10 protein-coding genes are annotated in these 10803 nt (G+C 73.4%); 3 read left to right on the top strand and 7 right to left on the bottom strand.

Annotation, left to right across the window (positions count from 1 at the left end; all coding sequences use genetic code 11):
- Positions 1–943, top strand: a 943-nt coding sequence (locus tag K6I34_RS21705) for a DMT family transporter (RefSeq protein ID WP_229327997.1), incomplete at its 5' end; no start/stop codon positions are given.
- 235 nt (positions 944–1178) lie between these two features.
- On the opposite strand, the gene K6I34_RS21700 is transcribed toward K6I34_RS21705, so the two are convergent.
- Complete coding sequence (locus K6I34_RS21700) at positions 1179–2519, bottom strand: aminotransferase class I/II-fold pyridoxal phosphate-dependent enzyme (RefSeq protein ID WP_229327996.1); 1341 nt, start codon at positions 2517–2519, stop codon at positions 1179–1181.
- A gap of 35 nt (positions 2520–2554) precedes the next feature.
- On the opposite strand from K6I34_RS21700, the gene K6I34_RS21695 reads away from it, so the two are divergent.
- Positions 2555–3355, top strand: a complete 801-nt coding sequence (locus K6I34_RS21695; protein ID WP_229327995.1) for a pyridoxamine 5'-phosphate oxidase family protein — start codon at positions 2555–2557, stop codon at positions 3353–3355.
- Here the strand turns inward: K6I34_RS21695 and K6I34_RS21690 are convergent.
- From K6I34_RS21690 to K6I34_RS21675, 4 genes are all read right to left on the bottom strand, one after another.
- Positions 3306–4445: a DMT family transporter gene (locus tag K6I34_RS21690; RefSeq protein WP_229327994.1), complete on the bottom strand. Its 1140-nt coding sequence runs from the start codon at positions 4443–4445 to the stop codon at positions 3306–3308. The two genes, K6I34_RS21695 and K6I34_RS21690, sit on opposite strands and share 50 nt — an antisense overlap.
- Before the next feature lie 160 nt (positions 4446–4605).
- A complete protein-coding gene (locus tag K6I34_RS21685) occupies positions 4606–5628 on the bottom strand; it encodes a DMT family transporter (protein WP_229327993.1) in 1023 nt (340 codons plus the stop codon).
- 78 nt (positions 5629–5706) lie between these two features.
- Positions 5707–6231, bottom strand: a complete 525-nt coding sequence (locus tag K6I34_RS21680) for a Clp protease N-terminal domain-containing protein (protein ID WP_229327992.1) — start codon at positions 6229–6231, stop codon at positions 5707–5709.
- A 154-nt stretch (positions 6232–6385) separates the two neighbouring features.
- Entirely contained in the window at positions 6386–6982 is a 597-nt protein-coding gene (locus K6I34_RS21675; RefSeq protein WP_229327991.1) for a PadR family transcriptional regulator, read from the bottom strand.
- 134 nt (positions 6983–7116) lie between these two features.
- Here K6I34_RS21675 and K6I34_RS21670 point away from each other — a divergent pair, with 134 nt between their 5' ends.
- Positions 7117–7932, top strand: coding sequence for a PhzF family phenazine biosynthesis protein (locus K6I34_RS21670; protein ID WP_229327990.1), 816 nt, complete (start codon positions 7117–7119; stop codon positions 7930–7932).
- Positions 7933–8010: 78 nt separating this feature from the next.
- On the opposite strand, the gene K6I34_RS21665 is transcribed toward K6I34_RS21670, so the two are convergent.
- Together K6I34_RS21665 and K6I34_RS21660 are read right to left on the bottom strand one after the other, a co-directional pair.
- The gene (locus tag K6I34_RS21665) at positions 8011–8802 is read right to left on the bottom strand and encodes a CPBP family intramembrane glutamic endopeptidase (protein ID WP_229327998.1); all 792 of its coding nucleotides are present in this window, start codon (positions 8800–8802) and stop codon (positions 8011–8013) included.
- Between the two features lie 117 nt (positions 8803–8919).
- A complete protein-coding gene (locus K6I34_RS21660; RefSeq protein WP_229327989.1) occupies positions 8920–10422 on the bottom strand; it encodes a glutamate--cysteine ligase in 1503 nt (500 codons plus the stop codon).
- Between the last annotated feature and the right edge of the window lie 381 nt (positions 10423–10803).

The raw sequence follows: 10803 nt of genomic DNA, 5'->3' as shown, positions 1-10803 counted from the left end.
CCCCACGTCCGCGCCCGCCTCCCCCTCCGCTTCCGCTTCCGCCGAGCGGGGGCGGCCGAGGGTGGACTGGCGGATCCGGTTCGGGGCGCTGGCCCTCATATGGGGGTTCAGCTTCCTCTTCATCAAGGTGGGCACCGACGGCTTCGCCCCGCTGTACGTCTCGCTCGGGCGGATGGTGTTCGGCACGGCCGTACTCGGCGTGGCGCTGGCGGTGAAGCGGGAGCGACTGCCGCGCGACCTGCGGGTCTGGGCGCATCTGGCCGTCGCGGCCTTCCTGCTCAACGCCCTCCCGTTCACGCTGTTCGCCTATGCCGAGCTGCGCATCCCCTCCACACTCGCGGGCATCTGCAACGCCACGACCCCGCTGTGGGGCATGGTGCTCTCGCTGGTCGCCCTGTCCGAGGACCGGCCCACCCGGCGCCGCTTCGCCGGTCTCGGCCTCGGCTTCCTCGGCGTGCTCACCGTGCTCGGCGCCTGGCAGGGCTTCTCCGGGCAGGACCCCGCGGGCACGGTGATGGCCCTGGTCGCGTCCGCGAGCTACGCGGTCGGCTGGATCTATGTGCGGCGCACCCTCTCCTCGACCGGGTACTCCCACCTCTCCACGGCAGGCGGCCAGCTGCTCCTCGGCACCGTCCAGCTCGCCGTCGTCGCCCCTCTGGTCAGCCCGCTGCCCACCTCCTTCCCCGCCCTGTCGGTGCTGTCGGTCTGCGCGCTCGGCGCCCTGGGCACAGGCTTCGCCTTCCTCCTGCAGTACGGCCTGGTGGCGGAGGTCGGGCCGACGACGGCGACGCTGACGACGTATTTCACCCCCGTCGTGGCCGCCGTGGCGGGGGTGGCCCTGCTCGGCGAGCGGCTCTCGTGGAACACTCCCGTCGGCGCGGTCATCGTGCTGGCCGGTGCGGCGCTCACCCAGAGCAGGAAGCAGCCCGCGCGGAAGCAGTGAGCACACCGCACCGAGCAACATGGCGAGCACGGCGAGCACACCGCACACACCACGCGCACCGCGCCCCACGGCGAGCGGCCCCGACCGGAGCGGAAGCGGCCCTGGGCCGAGCGGGCGAGCCCCAGGCCGTAACAGGCCAGGCTGACGCCGGAGCAGGCCGGGCCGCCCCCGGAACAAGCCCCCGAACAGGCCGCCCCGAAGCCGAAGCGGACCCCATGAGCTTCCTGAGCGAGCGTCAGTCATAACGCCCATGCCTCCCCGCCGGGACCGGGCCGGTCGCCGACGCCAGCGCGTCCGCGACCGGCCCTATCTCGTGCATCGCCAGTGGCGACACGGTCAGCCGCACGCCCGGCGGCGAGGCGAGCCGGAAGCGCGCGCCCGGCGCCACCGCCCATCCCGCGTGCAGCAACCGGGCGACCGCGGCGGTCTCGTCCGGCACGGGAAGCCAGACGTTCATCCCACTGCGGCCGTGCGCGGCGACGCCGCGCTCGCGCAGCGCCTCGACGAGCGCGTTCCTGCGCCGCCCGTACGAGGCCGCGACAGCCACCGGGTCGACGGCACCGCCACGCCACAGATGCACCACCGCGTCCTGGAGCAGCCGGCTGACCCAGCCGGGGCCGAGGCGCTGCCGCCCGCGGACGCGGTCCACGGTGACGGCGTCCCCGGTGAGCACCGCGAGCCGCAGGTCCGGGCCGTACGCCTTGGCGACGGAACGCACCACGACCCAGTGGTCGGTGGAGCCCGCCAGGGGCCGCAGAGGCACGTCCACGATGCCGTGGCCGTGGTCGTCCTCGACAAGCAGGACGTGCGGGTGATCCGCGAGAACGGCCCGCAGCTCGCGGGCGCGCTCCTCGCCGAGCGCCGCCCCCGTGGGGTTCTGCGCCCGATCCGTGACGATCAGCGCCCGCGCGCCGCGGCGCAGGGCCCGGTCCGCCTCCTCCGGCAGGGGGCCGTCGTCGTCGACGGGGACGGGCACCGGGCGCAGGCCGAGGGCCGCGACGAGGTCGAGGAGACTGCCCCAGCCCGGGTCCTCCACGGCGACCTCGTCGCCCGGCCGCAAGTGCGCGGCGAGGGCGCGCTCCATGCCGTCGAGCGCCCCCGAGGTGACGGCGATCGGGCCTTCGGGGACGCCGTCCTCGGCGAAGGCGGCCCGGGCCATCCGCTCCAGCTCGGTGTCCACCGCGGGCGCGCCGTAGAGCATGGGGCGCTCGGCGGCGCGGGCGGTCGCGGCGGCGAACGCCTCGCCGAGCGGGGGCAGCAGCGCCGGGTCGGGGTTGCCGGTGGAGACGTCCCGCACGCCTTCCGGCGCCTCCACGCGGATCAGCTCGCGCGGAGTGCTGGCCGGGCGCCGGCGCACGTGGCTGCCCCGGCGGCCGGCCGTCTCGATCACGCCGCGGTCGCGGAGCATGCGATAGGCAGCCCCGACCGTATTGGGGTTGACGTCCAGTTCGACGGCCAGCTCGCGGATGGGCGGGAGCGGCTCGCCGGGCGCGAGCAGCCCCGCGGCGATCGCACGCTCCACGCTCGTGGAGATGTCCGCTGCGCGCCGTCCTTCGATCCGATACTCTCCTAGCACAAAGCTCATTATGCACTAGTGCAATGGAGTTCGCCATGGCAGTTTCCTCAAGCACCGCCGCCATGTCCGTCGCGGCCCCGTCCGCGACGCCTGTCACACCTGCCATATCTGCCATACCTGCCACAGGCGGCACGCCTGCCGCACCCGCGGCGTACGAGCGGACCGAGCGGAGCACCCCGACGCGCTACCGCGACCGCGCCTCCTACGACCGCGAGCTGGTCCACTCGATCCTCGACGCGGGCTATGTGTGCCACCTCGGGTTCGTGCGCGACGGCGCCCCGGTCGTCCTGCCGACGCTCTACGGGCGGGTCGGCGAGCGGCTCTATGTGCACGGTTCGACCGGCTCCCGCCCGCTGCGCTCGGCGAGCGGCGCGGAGGAGCCCGGCATGCCCGTCTGCCTGACCGTCACCCACGTCGACGGCCTGGTCCTGGCCCGCTCCGCGTTCCACCACTCGCTCAACTACCGCTCGGTCGTGGTGCACGGCACGGCGCGGCGGGTGACCGACGAGGAGGAGATGCGCACCGCGCTCTCCGCCCTCGTCGACCAGACCGTGCCGGGCCGCTCCGCGGACTCCCGGCCGCCGACGGCCAAGGAGCTCGCCGCCACGGCCGTGCTGCGCGTCGACCTCTCGGAGGTCTCCGCGAAGGTCCGCGCGGCGGGCCCCGCCGACGACGAGGAGGACCTGACGCTCCCTCACTGGAGCGGCGTCGTCCCCGTGGCCACCTCCTACGGCACCCCCGTCCCCGCCGACGACCTGGCCCCGGGCATACCGGTGCCCGGCTACCTCACCGCTCGCCGACCCGAGGCCGCTCGTCGGCCCGGGACCGCCCGCTGACCCGAGACCACTTGCCGACCCGGGGCCGCCCGCCGACCCGCTCCACCGGCGCCTCGGCCACGACCCGGCCGCGCGCCTCGGTGACGGCCAGGCCCGTCACGGCGGACAGCAGCACCACCGTGCCCAGCACGGTCGCGGCGGTGAGCCGTTCGCCGAGCAGCAGCACCGCGAGGACGGCCGCCGTGACCGGCTCCAGGAGGGTGATCACCGTGACCGTGGTGGCGCGTACGACCGCGAGGCCCGTGAAGAACAGCGCGTAGGCGAGCGCGGTCGGCACGGACACCAGATAAGCCATCAGGCCCAGCGTGCGGGCCAGTTCACGGGCGTGCGGCCACAGCCCCTCGACGGCCGCGAGGGGCAGCAGGCACACCGTGCTCACGGCGAAGGACGTCAGCGCCGTGGTGAACGGATCGGTGGCACGCCCCTGGCGCCCCAGCCGACGGCCGTGGACGGTGAGCAGCGCGTACCCGGCGGCGGAGAGCAGCGCCAGCGCCACCCCTGCCGGACGCACCGCGCCCGTGCCGTCGTTGCCGAGCAGCAGTACGGCGAGCCCGGCGGTCGCGCCGACGATCGCCACCCGGCCGCCGGAGCCGAGCCGTTCGCCCAGCGCCACCCGGCCGCCGAGCGCGGCCAGCACGGGCGCCGCGCCCAGGGTGACGACGGTTCCGACGGCCACTCCGGTCGCCGCCACCGCCGCGAAATAGGCCGCCTGGAAGACGGTGAGCCCGAGGCCGGCGACGATCAGCCGCCCGGCACGGCGCGGCCATGGCTCGTACGGGCGGCCGGCACACGCCGCCGGTTCCGCACGGCGCGATATCAACGGCCGTGCCAGCAGCAGGAGTACGAAACCGCCCGCCGTGCGCCAGAAGGTGAGCGCGACGGGCCCGAGGCCGCTGTCGTCCATGACGAGGCCCGCCGTGGCGCCCGCGGTCCCCCAGGAGGCGGCGGCGAAGGCGACGTAGAGAAGCCCGCGGCCGACGGGCAACCGCGGGGCGGGCAGCGGATTCCCGCCCGAGGACGGGGCCGCGGCGGAGGCAGGGATCCCGACCGGAGCAGGACGGGACGGAAGAGAGGAAGTGGATCCGGGCATGACTGTTCTCCCGCGGAAGACGTGAAGTGATCGCGTGGTCCTCTGTGCGGGCAGCGGCGATCGGCCCGGGGCGGTGTGCCCAGGGCTCCGGTCTTCCGGGAGCGGCCGCCCGCGCTAGGCGGCGGGAGGCGGCAGAACGGTCATCGGCATGGCCGACACCCTAGGCAGGGCCCGATCCGGTCGGCAACTCCCTTTCGGCGGCAGTACGCGGACCACGCACCTCGGAACGTGCTCCCGCCGGGCCTTCGCCCACAGCCACCGGCGCGGACGCGGACGCCTTGGGCGCGGAGCTCTGCGCGATGAAGGCGCCCAGCAGGACCACGGCCCCGCCCACGGTCTGCGGCAGGGAGAGGTGTTCGCCGAGCAGCACCCAGGCCAGCACGGTGGCGACGACGGCCTCCAGGCACGCGACCACTCCGGCCACCTGTGGCGACAGCCGACGTACGGAGATCACTCCGGTGAGATAGGCGGCCACGGTCGCGACCAGCACGATCCAGGCGAGGAGCAGCACGGCGGGCACCTGGCTTCCCCGCAGTTCGGCGGAGCCTGCGAGCACCGACCAGTCCAGGCCCCAGGGGCGGGCGACCACGGTCAGGAGGAGGGCTCCGACGAGCAGCCCGTAGGCGATCACGCCTGCCGGGTCGGCGGGCTTCTCGCCCTCGGAGCCGTGGTCCGCCAGCACGAAGTAGCCGACCTGGCAGCCCGCGGCGGCGAGCGCGAGCAGCAGGCCCACCGCGTCGAAGCCGAGCCCGGACCACACCTCCACCACACAGGCGAGGCCGCCGACGGCGAGGACGACGCCCACGGCCGCGGCCCGGCTCACCGGGCGCCGCTGGACGAACCGCACCCAGCCCAGCACCAGCGCGGGCGCGAGGTATTCGACGAGCAGGGCGACGCCGACGGGTATGCGGGAGATCGCCGCGAAGTAGCAGGCCTGGACACCGGCGACGCCGAGCAGGCCGAACCCCGCGAGCAGTGCGGGCCGCCGCGTCACCAGAGCGCGGTGGCGCCAGGCGAGGGGCAGCAGCACCAGGGCCGCCCCGGTCACCCGCAGCCACACGACGTGGAGCGGGTCGAGGCCCGCGTGGATCAACGGTTTGGCCGCCACACCCGATCCGCCGAACGCGAGCGCGGACACGACGGCCGGCACGAGGCCGCTGCTTCTCCCCCGAGTCGTCTGCATGCGCTTCAGCATGTCAGCGGGCGACAGGACTGTCACCCTTTTCGCTCATGACAACTCACGACAACTCACGACAGAGCTTCACTCGTGCGGGGCGGCGTCCTCCAGGCGCTCGACGAGCGACTCCGGGTCGATGCCCGCTCTGCGCAGCACCTCCACGGCCCGCGAGCGGTCGTCCGAAGCGAGGGCGGCGAGCAGGTCCACCCCTTCCGCCCGTTCGGCGCCCCGCGCGTCGGCGCGGAGGACGGCGGCCTCCAGGGCGGCGGCCGCCGCGGGCGACCAGCCGGGGGTGCGTCCCGCGTGGAGTACGGGCAGCGCGCCGGAGTCCTCGGCGGTGCCGCTCCACCGCAGCCCGTAGCCGATGGTCCGCTGCACCAGGTAGCCGAGCAGCCGTACGGCCGCTCCCGTGCCGTCGCCGTCGAGCGCCCGGGCCGCCCCGGGGGCGGCCTCGAGCAAGGTGTGCAGCAGGTGGGCGGTGTCGATCTGGCGGTCGCCGTCGCGCACGGCGCGCCTGCGGGCACCCACGGCGGCCGAGGCCAGCTCGACACTGAACCGGTCCACGCAGACCGTGCCGTCCGGCCCGCTGTCACATGTACGGCTTTGCACCCTTACACCCCACCAGGAACAGGCCGCCGAGGCATCCCCGGCGGGAAGCATTCGCGCATCCGACGAGAGGTGGGCATGCCTGTCGCGGCCCTCCTCCTTGAGGAGGACCGCGACAGACTTCGCATCAGGGTGCGGGCCGCCAGGGGCCGTCGGCTCACCCCTCGTCGGCGAGGATCAGATACAGCTTCTTGCGGGCCTCGTTGATGACGTCGAGGGCCTTCTGCTTCTGCTCCTTGCTGCCGGTCCTCCAGACCTGGCCGAAGGCCTCCATCAGTCCGAAGCCCGCCTGCCGGATCTCCTGGAGGGTCTCCCGGTCGACGCCGCGGCCGGCTTCCTCCCAGGGGGCCGGGGAACCGGCGTCCGCTTCGGCCCGGCCCTCCTCGGTGAGCGTGAACAGCTTCTTGCCGCCCTCGCTCGCACTCTCGATCAGCCCCTCGTCCTCCAGCATCTGGAGCGTCGGGTAGACGGAGCCCGGGCTCGGCTTCCAGGCGCCGCCACTGCGCTCGGCGATCTCCTGGATCATCTCGTAGCCGTGCATCGGCCGGTCCTTCAGCAGGGCCAGGATCGACGCGCGTACGTCGCCGCGCCGCGCCCGGCCGCCCGGGCCACCGCGTCCGCGCCCCCGCGGGCCGCCGAACGGCGGACCGCCGAAGCCCGGCCCGAAGGGGCCGAAGGCCGCGCGCTGCCCGCCGGGGCCGCCCGGTCCGCGCCGACGCGGACCATGCTGCTCATGTCCTTCGTAACGCCACATGACGTTCCTCCTATCGTCGATCGTTCGCGATACCTCAACGATATATCGGAACCGATCGGCCGGCAACGCCCTGCGGGCCAATTTCCGGGCATTGGCTCTGGCCTGCGGCTTTGCCGGGCCCCTACGGTCCCGTCATGCGAATCCGAATCGTCGACGCCTTCACCGACCGCCCCTTCGCCGGGAATCCGGCCGGGGTGCTCCTCTTCGACTCCGACGGCTTCCCCGACGACGCGCGGCTCCAGCGGATCGCCACCGAGGTGAACCTCTCCGAGACCGCGTACGCCCACCCGCTGCCCGCCGGTGGCGACGCCGACTGGGCACTGCGCTGGTTCACGCCCGCCACCGAGGTCGACATGTGCGGCCACGCCACGCTCGCCACGGCACACGTCCTGCACTCCACCGGCGCCGCCACCGGCACGGTGCGCTTCGCCGCCCGCTGCGGCGTTCTCACGGCGACCGCGCACGAGGACGGTTCGATCACCCTGGACTTCCCGACCGCGCCGCTCACGCGGACCACCGTCCCCGAGGGCGTGGCCACCGCGCTGGGCAGCCGGCCGCTCAGCACGTACGACACGGGCCCGCACATCGGCGACCTGCTGGTGGAACTGGCCGACGAGAAGACGGTGCGGGGGCTCGCCCCGGACATCGCGGCGCTCGGGCGGCACTCGCGCCGGGGCATCATCGCCACCGCCCCGGCCGACGACCCCGCGCTCGGCTACGACTACGTCTCGCGCTGCTTCTTCCCCAACGTCGGCATCGACGAGGACCCCGTCACCGGCAGCGCGCACACCGCGCTCGCGCCCTTCTGGAGCGAGCGCCTGGGCCGCACCGACCTGACGGGACTTCAGGCGTCGGCGCGCACCGGGCTCGTACGGACCGCTGTGCGCGGCGAGCGCACGCTGCTGACCGGCAGCGCCGTCACGGTCATCGAGGGCGAGCTGCTCGCCTGACCACGCCAGCGTGTGTCCCTCCGCGGACCGGATCGCGCAGGGACGCGCGCAGAGGCACGCGCAGGGACACACGCCGGGTCACGCCGTGGGCAGCCAGCCCACCTTGCCCGCGAGCAGCGCGTACCCGACGAAGGCCACCGTGTCGATCAGGGCGTGCGCGGCGACCAGCGGCCCGACCCGCCCCCAGCGCCGGTAGAGCAGCACGAAGACGACGCCCATCACCATGTTCCCGACGAGCCCGCCGATGCCCTGGTAGAGGTGGTACGAACCGCGCAGCACGGCACTCGCCGCCAGCGCGGCCGCCGGGGTCCAGCCGAGCTGTCCGAGGCGGCGCAGCAGATAGCCGACGACCACGACCTCCTCCAGCACGGCGTTCTGCACGGCGGAGGCGATCAGGACGGGGATCTTCCACCAGACGTCGGGCAGCGACTCGGGCACCACGGTGAGGTTGAAGCCCGCGGCGCGCACGCCGAGGTAGAAGAGCAGGCCGGTGCCGCCGATGGCCGCCGCGACCGCCGTTCCCCGGGCGAGGTCGGAGCCGGGACGCCGCCGGTCGAAGCCGATCGCCCGCAGGCCCACGCCCTCGCGGAGGAGCAGGTGCGCGACGAGGAGGACGGGCACCAGCGCGGTCGCGATGCCGAAGAGCTGCCAGGCGAGGTCGAGCCAGGGACGGCCGGGCGCGTGCGAGGTGTTGAGCCGGGCGGCCTGGTGGCTGAGCCCGCCGGGGCGGGTGGCCGCGCCGATGAAGCTGATCAGCGCCGACACGGCACTGGCACCGAGCGACAGCGCGAGGACGATCAGCGTCTCGCTGCGCAGCAGCGCCGGGCGCTCGCCCGGCAGGGTGCCGACTGCTTCGCGGTCTCCCCGCACGCCCTGCTGCACGACCTTCTCCGCTCCGCGTAGCCCGCCACCGTCCCCACAGCTTGCCCGACGGCGCGGCGCGCCCCAAAAACCGGGGTCGCGGGACGGGTCGTTCAACGGTGCCGTTCAGTCGCCCAGCCCCGTGGGCCACAGGTGCACGGGCTCTCCCGTGCGCATCAGTTCGCAGTAGCGGCGCGTCGTGGCGGCGAGCGCCTTCTCACGGCCCAGTCCGCGCTCCAGTGCCCGGTGGTACGTGGCGGCCTGCCAGGACGCGCCGTTGGTGCGGCGCAGGCAGCGGCCCTCGATGACACCGAGGTAGCGGTCGCGGTCGGCCGGTTCGACGCCCCAGGCGTCGAGCCCGGCCGCCGCGAGCGGCAGGAGCTCGTCCAGGACGAGCCGTACGGCGGAGATCCGTCCCAGCGGCGCGTTGCGGCCGCCCTTGGGCCAGCGGAACCAGGCGTCGATGCCGTGGCGGCAGGCGGTGTCGAAGTTGTCCGCGGCGACCTCGAAGGGCATCCGGGTCCACACGGGGCGGGCCTCCTCCGCGAGCACCCGGACCAGCCCGTAGTAGAAGGCGGCGTTGGCGATGACGTCGGGGACGGTGGGGCCCGCGGGCAGCACGCGGTTCTCGACCCGCAGGTGCGGTACGCCGTCGGCGATGCCGTAGACCGGCCGGTTCCAGCGGTAGACCGTGCCGTTGTGCAGGGTCAGCTCGCCGAGCTCGGGCACCCCGCCCTCCTCCAGCACCCGCGACGGGTCCTCCGTTCCGGAGACCGGCAGCACCGGCGGGAAGAAACGGAGGTTCTCCTCGAAGAGGTCGTACGCGGAGTCGATCCAGCGCTCGCCGAACCAGGTGCGCGGCCGGACGCCCTGCGCCGTGAGCTCGGGCGGGCGGGTGTCGGTGGACTGCACGAACAGCGGCGGACGGGACTCGCGCCACAGCTCCCGCCCGAAGAGGAAGGGCGAGTTGGCACCGACGGCTATCTGCGCGGCCGCGACGACCTGCGCGGCGTTCCACACGGCGGCGAACCGGCGGGGGGTGACCTGGAGGTGCAGCTGCACGGAGGTACAGGCGGACTCGGGGACGATGGAGCCCGCGGTGCAGGTCAGCCGCTCCACACCCTCGATGTCGATGGTGAAGTGCTCGCCCCGCGCCGCGACGAGCTGCTCGTTGAGCAGGGCGTAACGGTGGTCGTCGGAGAGGTTCGAGGAGATCAGGTGCCGGTCGTCCAGCGTCGGCAGAATACCGATCATCACGATCCCCGAATCGACCTCCATGGCCTTGCGGTCGGCATAGGAAAGGGCCGTGCGCAACTCCTCGGCGAGCTGGTCGAGAACCCGGCCCGACAAGCGATGGGGAACAATGTTCACTTCGAGGTTGAACCGACCCAGTTCGGTCTGGAAATCACCGCTGGCGATACGTTTCAGCACTTCTGCGTTCACCATGCTCGGCATACCGTCGGCCCCCGCGAGATTCAGCTCGATCTCCAGGCCCATGAGATTCCGGGGACGGTCGAATCGCTTCTCCTCCAGCAAGCGCGCCAGCACGTCGAGGCACTGCCGGAGCTTGTCCCGGTGACGCTGCCGGTCGGCGAGGCCGAACCCCTCGACCACCAGCTTCTCACCCATCGCAGCGCCTCCTCACCTGGGTCCTCGCGGTGCGGGCCGCCCGCGTCACGGTCGATGATGCCCAGCCGATGTGATCGATAACGCCACGGGCGCACGCAATACCCGATAGCCTGTCCGGGGTGTGCGCCGTGGCACATTCCGTCGGCATGAAGGGCTGCTCCGGTTTCGCGCATTGCGCTGGTGATAAACACCGACGGGATCCGGCCTACCCGGCCCGACGAAAAGCCCGAGGTGGCGCCCGCATATTCCGGCACAGAGTCACCGAAACCACCCTGTGCGAAGTCGCTCGAAATCCTCTTGCCGGAAATACTCGCGACAGCTAGCCGAAACACCATGTGAACACGTGTCGTATAAACTCCGGAACAAGGCAGAGAGCAGCGC

It is taken from the genome of Streptomyces sp. UNOC14_S4 (assembly GCF_020740835.1).
Taxonomy (GTDB): Bacteria; Actinomycetota; Actinomycetes; order Streptomycetales; family Streptomycetaceae; genus Streptomyces.
Note: the sequence above shows the minus strand (reverse complement) of the source record. Positions and strands in the feature narration are given on the sequence as shown.

Bases quoted from the DNA above. Each gene is read 5' to 3' on its own strand.
- K6I34_RS21675 (WP_229327991.1), bottom strand. From the start codon at position 6,982: ATGTGGCGTTACGAAGGACATGAGCAGCATGGTCCGCGTCGGCGCGGA.
- K6I34_RS21685 (WP_229327993.1), bottom strand. From the start codon at position 5,628: ATGCAGACGACTCGGGGGAGAAGCAGCGGCCTCGTGCCGGCCGTCGTG.
- K6I34_RS21690 (WP_229327994.1), bottom strand. From the start codon at position 4,445: ATGCCCGGATCCACTTCCTCTCTTCCGTCCCGTCCTGCTCCGGTCGGG.
- K6I34_RS21670 (WP_229327990.1), top strand. From the start codon at position 7,117: ATGCGAATCCGAATCGTCGACGCCTTCACCGACCGCCCCTTCGCCGGG.
- K6I34_RS21695 (WP_229327995.1), top strand. From the start codon at position 2,555: ATGGCAGTTTCCTCAAGCACCGCCGCCATGTCCGTCGCGGCCCCGTCC.
- K6I34_RS21660 (WP_229327989.1), bottom strand. From the start codon at position 10,422: ATGGGTGAGAAGCTGGTGGTCGAGGGGTTCGGCCTCGCCGACCGGCAG.